General features: G+C 66.9%; 6 protein-coding genes. All 6 read right to left on the bottom strand.

The features are described from left to right. Positions 1 to 11 precede the first annotated feature (11 nt). Positions 12 to 5399, bottom strand: coding sequence for a non-ribosomal peptide synthetase (locus H3H45_RS11465; RefSeq protein ID WP_220494233.1), 5388 nt, complete (start codon positions 5397 to 5399; stop codon positions 12 to 14). Beyond that, positions 5396 to 16186, bottom strand: coding sequence for a non-ribosomal peptide synthetase (locus tag H3H45_RS11470; RefSeq protein WP_182833844.1), 10791 nt, complete (start codon positions 16184 to 16186; stop codon positions 5396 to 5398). The genes H3H45_RS11465 and H3H45_RS11470 overlap by 4 nt, the downstream gene beginning before the upstream one ends. A 24-nt stretch (positions 16187 to 16210) precedes the next feature. Continuing rightward, positions 16211 to 16936 carry a thioesterase II family protein gene (locus H3H45_RS11475; RefSeq protein WP_182833845.1) on the bottom strand — a complete coding sequence of 242 codons (726 nt, stop codon included), beginning with the start codon at positions 16934 to 16936 and terminating at the stop codon, positions 16211 to 16213. Continuing rightward, positions 16936 to 17139, bottom strand: coding sequence for an MbtH family protein (locus tag H3H45_RS11480; RefSeq protein WP_182833846.1), 204 nt, complete (start codon positions 17137 to 17139; stop codon positions 16936 to 16938). Before H3H45_RS11480 ends, H3H45_RS11475 begins: the two co-directional genes overlap by 1 nt. 128 nt (positions 17140 to 17267) lie before the next feature. Further along, the gene (locus tag H3H45_RS11485; RefSeq protein ID WP_182833847.1) at positions 17268 to 18956 is read right to left on the bottom strand and encodes a multidrug ABC transporter permease/ATP-binding protein; all 1689 of its coding nucleotides are present in this window, start codon (positions 18954 to 18956) and stop codon (positions 17268 to 17270) included. Positions 18957 to 18988: 32 nt separating this feature from the next. After that, entirely contained in the window at positions 18989 to 19492 is a 504-nt protein-coding gene (locus tag H3H45_RS11490) for a sigma-70 family RNA polymerase sigma factor (protein WP_182833848.1), read from the bottom strand. Positions 19493 to 19508: the final 16 nt, after the last annotated feature.

The following is a 19508-nucleotide window of genomic DNA, read 5'->3' on the forward strand; positions in this document are numbered from 1 at the left end:
GAAAATTTTGCTTATGCCGGCTGCAGCAACGCTGCCAACTCCTGCAGCACCTGCGGATGGCGGACGATGCCCTGGTGATCGGTATCCACTAAGCGGTGGCTGGCTGCGCGGCCCTGCACCTGCTCCAGGCCACGCTCCAGCAAGACCGCGCGTCCGGCTGGCTGCGCCGCCCACCAGCAGTGCGGACGCACCTTCACCGTGGGAAGTGCGTAGCCGGCACACAAGCGGCGCATATGCTGCTCCAGCGCCCAGGCGAACAGCAGTTCCTCCAGGCTCTGGCGGGTCATGCCGTCCAGCGCCTGCCCCGCGAACCAGGTGCTGGCGACCTGCGGCCAGTCCAGCGGTTCCAGCTGCAAGAGTCGTTCGAACAGGCTATCCCAGGCCTTGGCCGGCAGCTCCGGCGCTAACAGCTGCAGATGCTCGACCAGCTTGGCCCGGGCCTGCGGGTGGCGGGCATCGTCGCCGGCGATCTCGGTGCCTGGCACATAGCAGTCGAGCAGGCCGAGGAAGGCCACCTCCGCCCCCCGTGCTTCCAGACGTGCCGCCAACTCCAGGGCCAGGCTGCCGCCCAGCGACCAGCCGATCAGGTGATACGGGCCCTGCGGCTGCTGCTGGAGCAGCGCGGCCAGGTAGGCATCGGCCATCTCGGCCAGCGAAGCATCGCGCCAGCTCGGGTCGAGGAAGCTGCGGCACTGCAGGCCGAAGACTTCGCGCGTGCCGTCCAGGCGCGCCGCCAGCGGCTGGTAGCCGGTGACCCGCCCGGTGACCGGGTGCGGGCAGAACAGCGGGGTTTTATCTGCCTGCTGACGGGTCAGGCGCAGCAAGGGCGACGGGCCCTGCACGGCCTGGCCGCGCGCCAGCTCCAGCAGGCCAAGCAGCTCCCGGCGATAGTCCGCAGCCAGGGATTCGATGGTTTCGCCGCGATACTGATTGGCCGCGTACTCCCAGGACAGCTGCAGTTGGCCATCGAACACCTGGCCGTTGACCGCCAGACGCGCCGCCAGCGGGTTGTCGGCCGCCACCGCCGCGCCACCGCCGGTGGCCGGACGGAACCAGTCCGCCGCCGCGCCGGCCTGATACTGGCCGAGGTAGTTGAAGATCACTTCGGCGGTCGGCAGCTCAGCAAGAGAAGCCCGCGCCTGCGCATCGCCCAGCCAACGCAGCACGCCATAGCCCTGGCCGCCCTGTTCGACCTGCTGCAGATGCTGCTGCACGCGCTGCAGTTGCAGCTGCGGATCGTCCAGGTGCGGCAGCTGCAGCGGATACAGGCTGGTGAACCAGCCGACCGTGCGGGACAGGTCCAGCTCGCCGGCCAACGCCTCGCGGCCGTGGCCTTCGAGGTTGACCCGCAGGCCGGAGTGGCCGCTCCAACGGCACAGGACGCGCGTCAGCGCGGTAAGCAACAACGCATCGATACGCACGCCCAGCTGCGCCGGAGCCTGCAGCAGGCGCTTGGTCTCGGCAACATCCAAGGCCAAGCGCACTTCGCGCTTGTCGCCATGGCTGGCGCTGATGCCGTCGAGCTCGCGTGGCAGGGCCAGCGCCGGGCCGCTCAGCCGACTGCACCAGGCGTCCAGCTCGACCTGCGCCGCCGCGCCGCGCGCCCACTGCTGCAGCGATTCGCTCCAGCCTTTGTAGGACAGGCTCTTGCCCGGCAGGCGCACGGTCTGCCCCGCTTCCAGCTGGCGATAGGCCGCCAACAGGTCTTCCAGCAGGATGCGCCAGGACACGCCATCCACCACCAGGTGATGGACGGCGAGCAACAGGCGATTCGCCTTGCCCGCCTGGCGCAGGTGCAAGCCGCGCAACAGTGTCCCTCGGACCAGGTCCAGGCTGCGCTGCGCCTCGTTGCACAGGGCCTCGGCCTGAGCGTCGTCAGCCGCCTCGCGCTGCCAGAGCAGCGGCTGATCGGCTTGCACCTCGCCGTAGTGCTGGGTCCAGCGACCGTCGCGCTGCTCGAAACGCAGGCGCAGGCCATCGTGATGCGCCACCAGTGCCTGCAGCGCCTGCTCCAGCAGGATCGGATCAAGCGGACGTAGAAGCTCCAGATTCAGCGCCTGGTTCCAGTGCGCCGGCTCCGCCTGATTCATGGCGAAGAAATGCGCCTGAATCGGCGCCAGCGGCAGTTCGCCGGTGACCGGTTCCTGCGCGATTTCCTCACCGGCAGCGCGGGCGGCCTGGGCCAGCTCGGCCAGGCGGGGGAACTGGAACAGCTCGCGCGGTGCCAGTTGCAGCCCTTGCTGGCGTACGCGGCTGACCACCTGCAAGGCGACGATGGAATCACCGCCCAGCTCGAAGAAGTGATCCTGGCGCCCTACCCGCTCCACGCCCAGCACTTCGGCCCAGATGGCGGCGAGAATGCGTTCATTGTCGGTTTGCGGGGCCTCGTAGCCCTGGCTCTGCCACCTCGGTTCCGGCAGCGCGGCGCGATCCAGCTTGCCGGCTGGGGTCAGCGGCAGCTTGTCCAGGACAATGATCTGCGCCGGGACCATATAGTCCGGCAGTACCTTGGCCAGTTCGCTGCGTAGAGCATTGGTATCGGTGTTGTCGCGGGCGACGACATAGCCCACCAGTTGCTTGCCGGTCGGCGTCTCACGGGCAATCACCGCTGCTTCCTGCACGCCTTCAAGAGCCAGCAGCTGACTCTCGATCTCGCCCAGTTCGATACGGAAACCACGGATCTTCACCTGATGGTCGACCCTTCCCAGGTAATCCAGGGTGCCGTCTTCGCGCCAGCGCACCAGGTCGCCGGTGCGGTACATACGCTCGCCGGCTGTACCAAATGGATCAGGCAGGAAGCGTTCGGCAGTCAGCTCCGGACGCTGGAAGTAGCCGCGGGCCAGACCCACCTCGCCACCGATATACAGCTCACCGGCCACGCCGATGGGCAGCAGGTTCAGCTCGGCATCCAGCACATGCAGGCTGCGCGGACCGACCGGGTTGCCGATGGGGGCATAGGCCGCCTCGAAGGAGTCACCCGGATAGGCTTCCCAGATCAGCGGGGTGACCACCGTCTCGGTCGGGCCGTAGCCGTTGATGATCCGTTGCGGCTGCAGCACCTTCTGCAGGCGCTCGTAAGTTTCGCGTGTAAAGGCTTCGCCACCCAGGGTCCAGGAGCGGACCGGCAGTTTCAGGTCTTGGCTTTCCACCCAGTCCAGCAGTTGCTGGGCATAGCTCGGTGGCAGGCAGGAGATGGTCACGCCTTCGTCGGCGATGACCTGGCAGGTTTTTTCCGCGCTCCACAGCTCCTGGTCGCGGATCACCAGGCGGCTGCCAAAGGCCAGCGGTACCGTCCAGCGCTCCAGGGCGCCGTCGAAGCTGATCGAGGCGAAGTGCAGCTCCACGTCGTCCGGGGTCATGCCGTAGCGCTGGCCGATGGTCTGCACATGCATGCTCAGGCCGAGGTGGTTTACCGCCACGCCCTTGGGCTGGCCGGTGGAGCCGGAGGTGTAGATCAGGTAGGCCAGATTGAGCGGGTGCAGCTTGACGCTTGGTGCAGACGACGCAAATGCCGACAGGTCGAGCTGGTCCAGATACAGCGGCTCGACGCCCTCGCCCAGCGGCAGGCGCTCGGCCAAGTCGGAGGAAGTGATCAGCCACTTCAGCCCCGAGTCCTCGACCATGTAGCTCAGGCGCTCACGCGGGTAGTCCGGATCAAGCGGCACAAAGGCGCTGCCGGCCTTCAGCACCGCCAGCATGGCCACGATCATCGCATTACCGCGCTCCAGCGAGACGCCGACACGGGACTCCGGCTGTACGCCGTGGGAAACCAGCAGATTGGCCAGTTGGTTGGAGCGAGACTCCAGCTCGGCAAAGGCAATCCGCTCGCCGCCATGCACCAGGGCGATGGCTTCGGGGCGCAGACGCGCCTGCTCGGCGATCAGCTCGGGCAACAGGCGCGCGGCATCGAAGCTCTGCCGCGACATGTTCCACTCGGCCAGTTGCAACTGATCCTGGCCATCCAGCACCTCCAGACGCACCAAAGGCTGATCCGGTGCGGTACTGACCCGCTCCAGCAGGCTCAGCAGATGCGCCGCCATCTTCTGCATCTGCCCATCGTCCAGCCGCTCGCGGGCCCAGGTCAGGGTCAGGCGCAGCTGGCCGGCGCTGTCTTCCAGGCTGTCCAGGGCCAGGTCGAACAGCGCGTGCGGCACGCCCTGTGCCAGCGGCTCCAGGCGCAGGCCGGGCAGCTGCAAGGCGCCGAGGTCGCGCTTCTGGTGGTTGAACAGCACCTGGAACAGCGGCGTCTGGCCCAGGCTGCGCTCGGGCGCCAGGGCCTCCACCAACTGATCGAACGGCAGGTCCTGCTGGTCCTGAGCGTCCAACGCGTGACGGCGCACCTCGGCCAGCAGCTGACGGAAACTCATGCCGGCATCGAATTCGGCGCGCAGCACCTGGGTGTTGACGAAGAAGCCCACCAGCGGCGCGGTCTCGGCGCGCTGGCGGTTGGCTACCGGCACACCGACGCGGATGTCACGCTGGTTGCTGTAGCGCGCCAAGAGCAGCTGGAAGGCGGCCAGCAGCAGCATGAACAGGGTCGCGCCCTCGCCCTGGGCCAGCTGGCGCAGGCGTTCGGCCAATGCCTGCGGCACAGCGATGGCCTGGCGCGCGGCATGGCGCTGGCCACTCGCATCCAGTTTGTAGGGCAAGGCCAGTACCGGCTGCTCTTGCCCTAAGCGTTCACGCCAGTAGCCGAGCTGGCGTTCGCGCTCGCCGGCCTCCAGCCAGGCGCGCTGCCACTGGGCGTAATCGGCGTACTGGATCGGCAGCTCGGCCAGCTGCGGCGCCTGCCCCTGGCGCAGCGCGGCATAGGCGCGTCCCAGTTCCTCGGCGAACACGCCGATCGACCAGCCGTCGGAGACGATGTGGTGACAGACGATCTGCAAGCGCCAGCGCTGCTCTTCCAGACGCAGCAGCTGCACGCGCAGCAGCGGCCCTTCGATCAGGTCGAAGGCCCGTGCTGCATGGGCATCGGCCAGGGTCTGCACGGCCTCGGCCTCACCGCGCAGGTCGCGCTCCTCCAGGGCCAGCGGACCTGGCGGGTCAATGCGCTGGCATAGATGGCCGTCATGTTCGTAGAAACGCGTGCGCAGCGCCTCGTGGCGCTCGACAATCAGCTCCAGAGCCGCCAACAGCGCGGCACGATCCAGCTCACCCTCCAGAGCGAAGGCGCCGACCATGTGGTAGGCGCTGCTGTCCGGCTCCAGCTGGGCCACCAGCCACAGGCGCTGCTGGGCATGCGAGGCTGGCAGATGCTCGCCACGGGTTGCCGGCACCAGCGGCAGACGGTCGAAGCGGATACCCTTGTTGGCCAGCAATTCGAGGAAACGCTTCTGTTCTGCTGGCCCTAAGGCGAGGAAACGCCGCGCCAGGGCGGCCTTGTCGATGGGCGCGGTCACAGGGCCTCCAGTTCGTCGAGCAGCGCGGCCATGTCGCGCAGGTCTTGGTCTTCTTCCTCGGCAGCGGCCGGGGCCTGACCGTCAAGATTGGCGGCCAGGGCCGCCAGGTTTTCCGCTTCGAAGAAGGTGCGCAGCGGTAGTTCCAGCCCCAGGCGCTGGCGCAGCAGGGCCACGGCCTGGGTGGCCAGCAGTGAATGCCCGCCGAGTTCGAAGAAGTTGTCGTCGAGGCCGACCTGGGCCACTTCCAGCACTTCCTGCCAGATAGCCGCCAGGGCGATCTCCCGTTCGCTCTGTGGCGCCCGGTAAACCCGTGCCTGCCACACCGGCTCGGGCAGCGCACGACGCTCCAGCTTGCCGTTGGGCGACAGCGGCATGCGCTCCAGGCGCATCAGGATCGAGGGCACCATGTGCTCGGGCAGCTCGCTCTTCAATGCCGCCTTGATGCCGGCCAGCCAGGCGGTCTCATCCACCGGCAGCGGATCGGCCACCAGATAGCCGACCAGCTGCTTGCCTATCTGGCTGTCGCGGGCTACCACCACGGCCTCGGCGACGCCCGGCTGGGCACCGAGCTGGGCTTCGATCTCGCCCAGTTCGACGCGGAAGCCGCGGATCTTCACCTGATGGTCGATGCGCCCCAGGTAGTCGATGGCGCCATCGGCGCGCCAGCGCACCAGGTCGCCGGTGCGGTACATGCGTCCGCCCTCGCTGCTGAACGGATCGGGCAGGAAGCGCTCGGCGGTCAGTTCCGGCCGGCGGTGGTAGCCGCGCGCCAGGCCAACACCGGCGATATACAGCTCGCCGGGCACACCCTGCGGCACCGGGTTGAGCTGGGCATCAAGGATATGCAGGCGCAGGTTGGCGATCGGCCGGCCGATTGGCACGGCATGCCGCCCTTCCTCTACGCAGGTCCAGTGACTGACGTCGATGGCTGCCTCGGTCGGGCCGTACAGGTTGTAAAGCCCAGCCTGCGGCAGTCGCTGGAAAGTGCGCACCTGCAGCTCAGCCGGTAGCGCCTCGCCGCTGCAGATGACGCGGGTCAGGCTCTGGCACTGCTCCACGTCCGGATGCAGGAGGAAAGCCTGCAGCATGGAGGGCACGAAGTGCAGCGTATTGACCTTGTGGCGCTGGATAAGCTCCACCAGCTTCTGCGGGTCGCGATGGTCGCCCGGCGCGGCCACGGCCAGGCAGGCGCCGGTGATCAGAGGCCAGAAGAACTCCCACACCGAGACGTCGAAGCTGAACGGAGTTTTCTGCAGCACCACATCGCTAGCGCCGAGCTGATAGGCCTCCTGCATCCACAGAATGCGGTTGGCCAGGGCCTCGTGGCTGTTGCCGGCGCCCTTGGGCTTGCCGGTGGAGCCGGAGGTGTAGATCAGATAAGCCAGGTCGTCGGCCTGCAGCTCGACCTGCGGCGGTTCGATGCTCTCGGCGCTGCAGTCCTCGCGATCCAGGCCCAGTGCTTTGAGCCCGGCCGGCAGTGGTAGGCGCTCGACCAGCGCGCAGTGCGACAGCAGCAGGTCGACGCCGGAATCCTCCAGCAGATAGGCCAGGCGTTCCAGCGGGTATTCCGGATCGAGCGGCACGTAAGCACCGCCGGCGCGGACGATGGCATGCAGGCCGATCACCAGCTCCAGCGAGCGCTCCAGGCTGATACCGACCAGGCTGCCGCGCCGCACGCCGAGGCTACGCAGGCGGTTGGCCAACTGGTTGATACGTGCCTCCAACTCGGCGTAGCTCAGCGTCTGCTCGCCGAACACCAGGGCTGGCGCCTGCGGCGTGCGCGCGGCCTGCTGGCTGATGCGCTCACTGAGGAAAACCTGCGGCCCGTAGTCCTTGGCCGTGTCGTTCCAGGTGGCGAGCTGCGCCTGCTCGTCTTCCTCCAGCAACGGCAGCAGGCCGATGGGCTGACTCGGGTCGGCGCAGATGCCTTCCAGCAGCCGCACGAAATGCCTTGCCAGGCGGGAGATGGTGCGCGCCTCGAACAGCTCGGCGGCGTAGCTGACGAAACCGCTGAGGCTGCCATCGGCCGCCTCAGCGGTATCCAGCGCCAAGTCGAACTGCGCGCCGGCGGCGCCCGGGTCATGCGGTTGCACACGCAGGCCCGGCAGGCTGCCGAGGGCGCTGAAGTCCACCTGCTGATGGTTGAAGGTCACCTGGAACAGCGGGTGATGGCTCAGGCTGCGCGTCGGTTGCAGGGCTTCCACCAACTGGTCGAAGGGCAGTTCCTGGTTGGCCAGAGCATCGCGGCTGGCCTGGACCAGTTCGTCGAGCAGCTCGCGGAAGGGTTTCAGCCCCGCTGGCTCGCCGCGCAGCACCAGGGTGTTGATGAAGCAACCGAGCACGCCGTCCATTTCCGCCAGGCTACGCCCGGCCACCGGTACGCCGACTCGGACATCTTCCTGGCCGCTGTAGCGGTGCAGCAAGGTCTGCCAGGCCGCCAACAACAGGCTGAACAGCGTGCTGCCCTCACGCTGGGCCAGGGCGCGCAGTTGCGCGGTGAGCAACGGCGACAGCTCGAAGCGCCAACGCAGGCCCTGGCGCGCGCCCTGAGCCGGGCGCGGATGGTCGGTGGGCAACTCCAGCAGCGGCTGGTGTTCACCCAGGCGCGCCTTCCAGTAATCCAGCTGGCGCGTGGCTTCGCTGGATTTCAGCCAGTCGCGCTGCCACTGGGCATAGTCGGCGTACTGCAGCGGCAGCGGCGCGAACTGCGCGGTACGGCCCTCGGCGAACGCCGCGTAGGCGGCGGCGAACTCGCCGATGAAACGCTGCATCGACCAGCCATCGGAGACTATGTGGTGCTGGACCAGCAGCAGGCGGTACTCCTGATCGGCCAGGCGCAGCACGCTCACCCGCAGTAGCGGCTCGGAAGCCAGGTTGAACGGGCGCGTGAGCAGCTTCTGCGCATAATCGCGCGCCTCGATTTCACGCTCACTGGCCGGCAGTTCACGCAGGTCGAACCAGTCGATGCGCTGGCCCTGCGGCGCCAGGATGCGCTGGCGCGCCTCGCCACCCACCTCGACAAAGCGCGTACGCAGCGCCTCATGGCGCGCTTCCAGCTGGTCGAAAGCGGCCTGCAGCGCCTGGCGGTCCAGGCGGCCCTGCAGGTCGAGGCCTGCCGGCATATGGTAGGCGCCGTTGCTCGGGTCCAGACGGTTGAGGAACCACAGACGCTGCTGAGCATGCGACAGCGGCAGGTCGCTACCGCGTGGCAGCGCGCGCAGCACCGGTGCATCGACGGCTTCGCGTTGCAGGGAAGCCGCACAGTCGGCCAGTCGGCTCTGCTCGAACAAGGCCTTGAGCGGCAACTGCAGGCCCTGCTGGCGGATGCGGCTGACCACCTTGAGCGCGACGATGGAATCGCCGCCCAGCTCAAAGAAATGATCCTGGCGCCCTACCCGCTCCACGCCCAGTACGTCGGCCCAGATGGCGGCGAGGATGCGTTCGTGGTCGGTTTGCGGCGCCTCGTAGCTCTGGCTCTGCCAGATCGGCTCCGGCAGCGCGGCACGGTCCAGCTTGCCGGCTGGGGTCAACGGCAGCTTGGCCAGGGCGATAATCTGCGCCGGGACCATATAGTCCGGCAGGGTTTTAGCCAGTTCGGCGCGCAGAGCATTGACGTCGCTGTTGTCGCGAGCGACCACATAACCGACCAGTTGTTTGCCGGTTGGCGTCTCGCGGGCGATCACCGCCGCTTCCTGCACGCCTTCGAGGACCAGCAGCTGGCTCTCGATCTCGCCCAGCTCGATACGGAAACCACGGATCTTCACCTGATGGTCGACGCGGCCCAGGTAATCCAGGGTGCCATCCGCACGCCAGCGCACCAGGTCGCCGGTGCGGTACATGCGCTCGCCCGCAGCACCGAACGGGTCGGGCAGGAAGCGTTCGGCAGTCAGTTCGGGACGCTGGTAGTAACCGCGAGCCAGGCCCACTTCGCCACCGATATACAGCTCGCCGGCGACCCCGATGGGCAGCAGGTTCAGCTCAGCATCCAGCACATACAGGCTGCGCGGGCCGACCGGATTGCCGATCGGCGCATAGGCTGCCTCGAAGGAGTCACCCGGGTAGGCTTCCCAGATCAGCGGGGTGACCACCGTCTCGGTCGGGCCATAACCATTGATGATCCGTTGCGGCTGCAACACCTTCTGCAGGCGCTCGTAGGTTTCACGGGTAAAGGCTTCGCCACCCAGGGTCCACGACCGTACCGGCAGTTTCAGGCCTTGCGACTCGACCCAATCCAACAGTTGCTGGGCATAGCTGGGCGGCAGGCAGGAGATGGTCACGCCTTCGTCGGCGATCACCTGGCAGGTCTTCTCCGCGCTCCACAACTCCTTGTCGCGAATCACCAGGCGGCTGCCGAACGCCAGCGGTACCGTCCAGCGCTCCAGAGCGCCGTCGAAGCTGATCGAGGCGAAATGCAGCTCGACATCGTCCGGCGTCATACCGTAACGCTGGCCGATGGTCTGCACATGCATGCTCAGGCCGAGATGGTTCACCGCCACGCCCTTGGGCTGGCCGGTGGAGCCGGAGGTGTAGATCAGGTAGGCCAGATTCAGTGGATGCGGCTCGACGCTTGGCGCTGACGACTCAAAGGCAGATAGATCGAGCCGGTCCAGATACAGCGGCTCGACACCCTCACCCAAAGGCAGGCGCTCGGCCAGGTCAGAGCTGGTGATCAGCCACTTCAGCCCAGAGTCCTCGACCATGTAGCTCAGGCGCTCGCGCGGGTAATCCGGATCGAGCGGCACAAAGGCACCACCCGACTTCAGCACCGCCAGCATGGCCACGATCATCGCATTGTCCCGCTCTAGCGAGACACCCACGCGGGACTCGGACTGCACACCGCGAGAAACCAGCAGATTGGCCAGGCGATTGGCGCGCGCCTCAAGCTCGGCAAAGGCAACCCGCTCGCCGCCATGCACCAGGGCGATGGCATCCGGACGCAGGCGCGCCTGCTCGGCGATCAATTCAGGCAACAAGCGCGCGGCATCGAAGGCCTGCCGCGGTTTGTTCCACTCGGCCAGCCGTGCCTGCTCATCGGCGGAACTCAGCTGCAGGCTGCCCAGCGCACGCGCTGGGTCGCCGCAGACCTGCGCCAGGGCCTGGCGCAGCAACGCCTCGACCTGGGCAATGCCGTCGGCATCGAAATGCGCACGGTCGTAGGCCAGCAGCAGCTCCAGGCGGCTGCCCGGCAGCACGGCCAGGGTCATCGGGTAATGGGTGAACTCGTGGCTTTGTGGCAGGCCCAAACGCAGCTCGCCGCGCTCGGCCTGCTTGAGTGCCTCGCCCAGCGGGTAGTTCTCGAATACCAGCAGGCTGTCGAACAGCGCCTCGCCGGCGCTGCCGACCCAGCGCTGGATATCGTGCAGCGGGCTGTGCTCGTGCTCGCGCAGCTGCAGGTTCTGCACCTGCAGCGCGGCCAGCCAGTCGCCCAGCGGCTGCTCGGCCGGCAGTTGCACGGCAACGGGAAGGCTGTTGATAAACAGGCCAAGCATCTGCTCGCTGCCGGCCAGCTCGGTCGGGCGACCGGCCACGGTGGCGCCGAAGCACAGGCTGCGCTTGCCGGTCAGGCGCGCCAGCAGCAAGGCCCAGGCGGCCTGTACCAGGGTATTGAGGGTCAGGCCATGGCGCTGGGCGAAGCCGCGAATTCGTTGTTCGGTGGCGCTATCGAGCGGCAGCGGATGACGGGCATGGCCCTGCTCCGGAACGCGGCACGGCAGGCAGCCGGCGATGCGGGTGGCGCCGTCCAGCGGGGCCAGCTGTTCACGCCAGAAGGCCTGCTCGGTAGCCGCATCCTGGCCTTCGAGCCAGTGGATATAGTCACGGAACTGACCGCCCGGTGCCGGCAGGCGATCACCGTGATACAGGGCCAGCACCTCGGCGAACAGCAGGCCGTTGCTCCAGCCGTCCAGCAACAGATGGTGCAGGGTCCAGACCAGCACGAAGTCGCCGGCGCCGCGCTGGATCAGCGCCAGACGCAGCAGCGGCGCCTGGTCGAGGGCAAAGCCGCGCTCGCGCTCGGCGCTGCAGAAGGCCTGCAGCTGCGCATCGAAATCGGCGACGCCGCGCCAGTCGAGCTCCTGCCAGTCCAGTTCGACCTCGGCCTGCACCAGTTGCAACGGGCGTTCGCCCAGCAGGAAGCGGCTGCGTAGCACGCCATGGCGCGCCAGCACCTGGCACCAGGCGTTCTGCAGGCGAGCCGGATCGAGGCCGGTGAACGGCAGCAGCAGCTGGCTGACATAGCTGCCGGCACCTTCCAGCTGGCTGTGGAACAGCAGGCCCTGCTGCAGCGGCGACAGCGGGTGGATGTCTTCCACGCCGGCCAATGCATCCAGTTCGACCTGACTCAGACCGGCCAGCGGCACATCGCTGGGCGTCAGCCGTGGCGAGACCTTGGCACAGTGCTGGGCGATGCTGTGCAACTCATCCTGCAGGCGTGCGACCAGACCTTCCACGGTGGTGCGCGCCAGCTGCGCCGGGTTGAAGTCGATGTGCAGCTGCAGGGCACCGCCACGCTGCTCGGCGTTGATGACCAATGGCGCATCCATGGACGCATCGGCTTCGCGCCAGAGTCCACCTTCGAGCAGCCGCAAGCCGCCCTCGCCCTGGTCGAACTGGCCCAGGTAGTTGAACAGCAGTTGCGGAGCGCGCTCGGTCAATTGACCTTGTTGGGCCAGTAGACCAAAGCCCAGGCCCAGATCGGGCACGGCGCGCAGTTGCTCCTTGATCGCCTTGAGATTGGCAGTCAGCTCGGTCTCGGGCTGCAGGCGCACGGGGTAGAGGCTGGTGAACCAGCCGACGCTGCGCGACAGGTCGATATCCTCGAACAGCGGCGCGCGGCCATGGCTCTCTAGGTGCAGGGTCAGCGCCGGCTGCTCGCTCCAGCTGCACAGCACGCGGCTCAGGGCGGTCAGCAGCAGTTCATCGGCACGCAGGCGATAGGCGCGCTGGCCAGCCTGCAGCAGGTCGCGAGTGAAGCCGGCCTCCAGACTCAGCTCGATACGCTTGCTGGTTCCTTCGGTGCCCGCCTCCTGGCTCTGCAGGGGCAGCTCGCCGCCGGTCTGTTGGGCCTGCCAATACGGCAGTTGTGCGTCCACATTCCAGTCGACCAGGCGCTCGCCCCAGGTCTTGAAGGCACTGGTCTTGGCCGGCAGCTGCACCGGCAGGCCGCTGGCCAGTTGCAGACAGGCACGCTGCAGGTCTTCCAGCAGTACGCGCCAGGACACCCCATCGACCACCAGGTGGTGGATAGACAGCAGCAGGCGATCGGCCTGTCCTGGCTGGGTCAGATACAGACCAAGCAGGTGTAAACCGCTGGCCGGATCAATGCTGCGCTGCGCGGCGTCATAGTGCGGCTGCGGGTCCTCGCCGATAGCCAGTTCGACCTGTTGCAGCAGCGGGCTGCCGCCTTCGCTGGCATGCATTTGCTGCCACTGGCCATCGAGCGGCTCAAAGCGCAGGCGCAGGGCGTCGTGGTGCTGAACCAGGGCTTGCAGCGCCTGTTCCAGCTGGGCGGCCGGCAACGGCTCGGCCAGCTCCAGCAGCAGGTACTGGTTGCACGGGGCCAGGCCTTCGCGCTGCAGCAGCCGGGACTGGATTGGCATCAACGGTGCGGCGCCGGTCACCGGGCCCTGCTCGGCCAGCGGGGCGGCCACAAGGCGGGCGACTCCGGCAAGCTGCGCCAGGGTCTGCTGCTGGAACAGGTCCTTGGGCGTCAGACCCAGCCCCTGCTGGCGTGCACGGCTGACCACCTGCAAGGCGACGATGGAATCACCGCCCAGCTCGAAGAAATGGTCCTGGCGCCCTACCCGCTCCACCCCCAGCACTTCTACCCAGATGGCGGCGAGAATGCGTTCATTGTCGGTTTGCGGGGCCTCGTAGTCCTGGCTCTGCCACGTCGGTTCCGGCAGCGCGGCGCGATCCAGCTTGCCGGCTGGGGTCAGCGGCAGCTTGTCCAGGACAATGATCTGCGCCGGGACCATATAGTCCGGCAGTACCTTGGCCAGTTCGCTGCGTAGAGCATTGGTATCGGTGTTGTCGCGGGCGACGACATAGCCCACCAGCTGCTTGCCGGTCGGCGTCTCACGGGCAATCACCGCTGCTTCCTGCACGCCTTCAAGAGCCAGCAGCTGACTCTCGATCTCGCCCAGCTCGATACGGAAACCACGGATCTTCACCTGGTGATCGACGCGACCCAGGTAATCCAGGGTGCCGTCTTCACGCCAGCGCACCAGGTCGCCGGTGCGGTACATGCGTTCGCCAGCTGCGCCGAAGGGATCAGGCAGGAAGCGCTCGGCAGTCAGCTCGGGACGCTGGAAGTAGCCACGGGCCAGGCCGACTTCGCCGCCGATATACAGCTCGCCAGCCACGCCGATGGGCAGCAGGTTCAGCTCGGCATCCAGCACATAGAGGCTGCGCGGGCCGACTGGATTGCCGATCGGCGCATAGGCAGCCTCGAAACTGTCGCCAGGGAAGGCTTCCCAGATCAGCGGGGTCACCACCGTCTCGGTCGGGCCGTAGCCGTTGATGATGCGTTGCGGCTGCAGGACTTTCTGCAGACGCTCGTAGGTCTCGCGGGTAAAGGCCTCACCGCCCAGGGTCCAGGAACGTACCGACAGTTGCAGACCTTGCGACTCGACCCAATCCAACAGTTGCTGGGCATAGCTGGGCGGCAGGCAGGAGATGGTCACGCCTTCGTCGGCGATCACCTGGCAGGTCTTCTCGGCGCTCCACAGTTCCTGGTCGCGAATCACCAGGCGGCTGCCAAAGGCCAGCGGTACGGTCCAGCGCTCCAGGGCGCCGTCGAAACTGATCGAGGCGAAATGCAGCTCCACGTCGTCCGGGGTCATGCCATAGCGCTGGCCGATGGTCTGTACATGCATGCTCAGGCCGAGGTGGTTCACCGCCACGCCCTTGGGCTGGCCGGTGGAGCCGGAGGTGTAGATCAGGTAGGCCAGATTCAGTGGATGCGGCTCGACGCTTGGCGCTGACGACTCAAAGGCAGTCAGATCGAGCTGATCCAGATACAGCGGCTCAACGCCCTCTCCCAGCGGCAGGCGCTCGGCCAGGTCAGAGCTGGTGATCAGCCACTTCAGCCCAGAGTCCTCGACCATGTAGCTCAGGCGCTCACGCGGGTAATCCGGATCCAGCGGTACAAAGGCGCCACCGGATTTCAGCACCGCCAGCATGGCCACAATCATGGCGTTGCCGCGCTCAAGCGACATGCCGACACGAGATTCGGCACATACACCCTGCTCTGCCAGCAGATGGGCCAGGCGATTGGCACGGTCTTCCAGTTCGGCAAAGCTGATGCGCTCGCTGCCATGTACCAGGGCGATGGCCTGCGGACGCAGACGCGCCTGTACGGCGATCAGCTCGGGCAGCAGGCGCGCGGCATCGAAGTCCTGCCGTGGCGTATTCCACTCACTCAACTGCGCCAGCTCCGGCGCAGTCACCAGCGCCGCTTCACCCAGCGCCGCCTGCGGCGAGCGGGCGAAGCCGTCGAGCACTTCGAGGAAACCGGCGATCAGGCGTTCGATGCTGTTCTCGGCGAACAGGTCGGCGGCGTAGGCGAAGTTGATCGACAACTGGTCGCCCTTGTCGCGCACCCCGTCCAGAGCCAGGTCAAAGGGAATCTGGCTGGACGGCAGCTCGGCCAACTGGGTCTCGATGCCTGGCAGCCAGTTAGCTGCCAGCGGATGCTGGCGACGGTAGTTGAAAGCTACCTGGAACAATGGCTGCTGGCCCAGGCTACGAGTCGGCGCCAGTTCCTCGACCAGGCGCTCGAAGGGCATTTCCTGATGGGCCTGGGCCTGTTTCAGGCCGGCGCGGGTCTGCTCCAGCCACTCGGCCACCGACAGCTCGGGGGGCGGCTCGGCCTTGAGCACCACGGTGTTGACGAAGAAACCGACCAGGCGCTCGAAGCCCTTTGCCCGGCCCGCCACTGGCACGCCAATACGCACTTCCCGCTGCCCGGATAGGCGCGCCAGCTGCAATTGCAAAGCGGCCAGCAATACGGTGAACAGCGTGACGCCATTGGCCTTGGCCAGGTTGCTGAGGCGTGTTACCAGGCTTGGTTCCATCTGCAGCGTGCGATAGGCCGCACGACGGGCGGCCTGGGCGCTATGCGGGTAGTCGGGCGTCAGACTCAGCGGCGGCTGTTCGCCACCCAGGCGCTCGCGCCAGAACGCCATCTGCTGGATACCGGCTTCGCTGCCCAGCCACTCGCGCTGGCCGATGGCGTACTCGCTGTACTGCAGCGGTTGCGCGGTCATGAACGGCTGGCGGTTTTGCTGGCGGGCACGATAGAACTCGGCCATCTCCTCCACCAGCACACGCACCGACCAGGCGTCGGAGATGATGTGGTGCATGCCCACGGCCAGAGCGTAGCTGTTCTCGCCCAGACGATAGAGGACGCAGCGCACCAGCGGGCCACGGGTCAGGTCGTAGTCGGCCTCGATAAAGTCACGGGCCAGGGCTTCGACCTGCTCGGCGCAACCTTGCAGATCGATCAATTCGAAAGGCATGGGCCCTACCGGCATTACCGCCTGCTGGGCCAGACCGTCGTGCTCGCGAAACACCGTGCGCAGCGCGGCGTGACGGGCATACACCTGATCCAGGCCGTGGCGCAGGCTGTCCAGGTCCAGTTCGCCGGCGAAACGCAGCAGGCCACCGATGTTGTAGGCCGTGCTGCCACTCTCCAGGCGGCTGAAGAACCACAGCCGTTGCTGGGCGAAGGACAGCGGCGCCCATTGCAGAGCGGCAACGGGCTGGCACTCGGTTTGCGCGTTCATCAACACTACCTCGCAGGCATTGGCCTAGGCGCTTAGGGGCGCGCCGGCCGCCTCGCGCCGCAACAGGCGCAAGGCATGGAATTCGATCAGGGACAGCAACTCGTCTTCCTGGGGGCGCAGGTAGGCGTGATCGCCCTCCAGCCACTCCAGGGTGAAAGCACTGCGGGTTTCACGCCGCCAGGCGCGCAGGTCTTCTTCGCTCAGGCTGTCGTGCCGCGCGCCCAGCACATGCAGGGCACAGGGCAATGGCGCACGACGCTGATAGCGGTAACCTTCGGCCAGGGCGAAATCACTGCGCAGCACCGGCAGCATCTCGCCGCGAAATAGCGGATCGGCCAGCAGCTCCCGTGGCAAGCGGGCGAAGCCGGCCAGACACGACAGCAGTTCGCTATCGCTACGCTGCGCCAGACGTGGCGCCTGGGCGCGCAGCGACGGCGCGCGCGAGGCGGAAGCGAACAGCGCCAGTGGCGCGTTCTGCCCGGCGCCGATCAACGCATGGGCCAGCTCATAAGCGAGTAGCCCACCGAGGCTGTGGCCCCACAGCAGATACGGGCCGCTGCACTCGCGCCGCCAGGAGGCCATGAGGTCGGCGAGCATCGCCGGCAGGTCCTGGCACAGCGGCTCCTGCTGGCGCGCACCGCGACCCGGCAGCTCCAGCGGACAGACGTCCAGCCAGCGCGGTAGGCGACGCCGCCAGCGCGCATAGGCCATGGCGCTGGCGCCGGCATGTGCCAGGCAGAACAGCTGCATCAGGCGTCCATCGCCTCACGCAAGCTGCGCGGGCGCATGTCGGTCCAGACGCTGGAGATATGCGCCAGGCAGGTCGGCTTGTCACCGCGCACGCCAACCTCCTGCCAGCCGGCGGGCACGGCCTTGTAGGCCGGCCAGATGGCGTATTGCTGTTCTTCATTGATCACCACCAGGAAGGTGGTTTGCGGATTGTCCAGGCTCATTTTCAGTACCTCGCAGATGCCGATCGAAACGGCTCGCTTTAAAGACGGATATCGTTGCGAATAATTTTCATTTAAATGCAAATAACAGACGAACGAAGCCCGCGCCCGCAAGCGCTGCGGGCTTCAGCTCAAAGGGAGTTGCCGACTGCTTCGGTCTTGGCGTTGCCGCCAATTTCCAGCACTGCGTCGCGAGTGGCGCGTTCACGAGCCTGGCCACTCAGTTCGTACAGGCGGCCGCCATCCATCTTCAGCAGGCGGTCGGCCTGGTCGAAGTAATGGTCGTCGTGGGTGATGGCAATGATGGTCTTGCCGGCAGCTTTGAGCTGCGGCAACAGCTCGCGGTAGAACAGGCGGCGGAACAGCGGATCCTGGTCGGCCGCCCATTCGTCGAGCACCAGGATGTCGCGCCCCTCGAGCATCGCCAGCATCAGCGCCAGGCGCTTGCGCTGGCCCTGAGAGAAACGTGTGTCGGCCAGGCGGCCACTGGCGAAACGTACCTTGTGACTCAGGCGCAGGCGCTCCAGCCAGTGCCCGACCAGGGACTCCGGCACCTCGCCGCCCTGCGGGCCGAGCAGACGGGCGAACAGGTGGAAGTCGGTGAATACGCTGGCAAACAGCTGGCGGTAGGCCGGCCACTGTTCGGCGGCCAGGGCCTGGCCATCCAGACGGATTGTGCCTGCATCCGGGCGATGCAGGCCGGTCAGCAAACGGGCCAGGGTCGACTTGCCGCTGCCGTTGCCGCCGACCAGGAAGACCAATTCGCCGCGGCGCAGCTGCAGGTCGATGGGGCCGACGTCGAAGCCACTTTCATCGCCCTCACCCGGGTAGCGATAGTGCAGGCCACAGAGTTGCAACTGCTGCCAGTCGCCCAGCGGGCTGATGGCCTGGGTGCTGTGCTCGGACGCCAGTTCCAGGGCCTCCAGCTTGTCCAGCGAGATGCGTGCGGCGAGCAGCGCCGGCAGCGCGGCGACGCTGGACACCAGTGGTGCACGCAGGAACAGCACGGTCAGGGCGAAGGTTGCGGCCACCGCGCTGGTCGCCCAACCCAGGCCGCTGGCGCAGAAAAACACCAGGCCGATGCTGCCCAGCACCATGCAGTTGGCCCAATTGCCGGCCAGGCCGTTGTAGATGTCGGCGCGGGTGACATGGTCGCGGTAGGCGCGGGCATCGCGGTCGAACTCCTCGTCGAACAGCAGGCGCGCGCGGTCGCGGTTGAGTGCCAGCTCCTTGCGCCCGTCGATGATCGCCTGGTAGTCCTGGTAGAGGTGGTCCTCGGCCTCGCGCAGCAGGCGGATATGGCGATTGACCTTGCCCACCAGCAGCCAGCCCACCACCAGGGTCAGGGTCAGCCAGGAAATGGTGATGCCGAACAGCGCGGGCGACAGCCAGGCCAGGAAAGCGAAGGCAGCCAGGCTGAGGATCAGGCCGTAGACCAGCTCCGGCAGATGAACGAAGGCGATGGTGATGTTGCGAATGTCGCTGGCCAGACTGGCCAGGATGCGCGCACCGCCGATGCGCTCCAGGCGCTCGATATCGGTGTTCATCACCCGCCCGACTAGGCTGCGACGCAGGCGGTAGACGAAGGCATGGCCCAGCCGATGCAGCGAGATCTGCCCGGCGGCGGCGCAGATCAGCAGCAGCACCAGCAGGCCGAGGAAGGTCGCCAGGGCACTGCCCAGATCGCTCTGCAGGCCGATCAAGCGCCAGTTGACGAAGGCGATCACGCCGATGCTGAGCAAGGCGCTGCACAGGCTCAGCACGATGATGCCGGCGAATGGCAGGCGGTTGTCGCGGAACAGCAGGTTGAGCAGTTTCATTGAATCGATTCCAGAGTGCTCGGCGATGAGCGTCATGCCGCCTCGAAACCGAGACGGCTGCGGCAATGGGTCAGGGCATCGCGTAAGAGGAAATGCACCAGGGTGGGCGAGGCATTCAGGTGGCTGGCCACTTCGCGCTGGCTGTAACCTTCCAGCTGGCTCATGGTGAACACGGTGCGGGTGCGCTCGGGCAATTCGCCGATGGCCTGGTACATGCGCTGCCACTCCAGCTCACTGATGGCGGCCTGTTCCGGGGTGGATTGCGGCGCTGGCAGCTCGTCCAGCGGCTCTTCGTCGAAGCGATAGCGGCCTTCCAGCGCCAGGCGACGCAGGCGGTCGATGGCCAGGTTGCGCACCATGCGGAACAGGTAGCGGATAGGTTCCTGGATGACATGCTGATCGCCACTTTCCCAGAGTTTGAGAAAGGCATCCTGGACCACGTCTTCGGCCCGCGCGCGGCAACCCAGCAGCGCCTGGGCGGCATCCACCAGGCTGCGATGACTACCGTGATAGAGCTGTTCCAGCGGCTCAAACACAGCACCCTCAGGTAGC

It is taken from the genome of Aquipseudomonas guryensis (assembly GCF_014164785.1).
Lineage (GTDB): Bacteria > Pseudomonadota > Gammaproteobacteria > Pseudomonadales > Pseudomonadaceae > Aquipseudomonas > Aquipseudomonas guryensis.

Excerpts from the sequence above, each read along its gene's own strand:
- H3H45_RS11485 (WP_182833847.1), bottom strand. The coding sequence starts at position 18,956 with ATGAAACTGCTCAACCTGCTGTTCCGCGACAACCGCCTGCCATTCGCC.
- H3H45_RS11470 (WP_182833844.1), bottom strand. The coding sequence starts at position 16,186 with ATGAACGCGCAAACCGAGTGCCAGCCCGTTGCCGCTCTGCAATGGGCG.
- H3H45_RS11475 (WP_182833845.1), bottom strand. The coding sequence starts at position 16,936 with ATGCAGCTGTTCTGCCTGGCACATGCCGGCGCCAGCGCCATGGCCTAT.
- H3H45_RS11480 (WP_182833846.1), bottom strand. The coding sequence starts at position 17,139 with ATGAGCCTGGACAATCCGCAAACCACCTTCCTGGTGGTGATCAATGAA.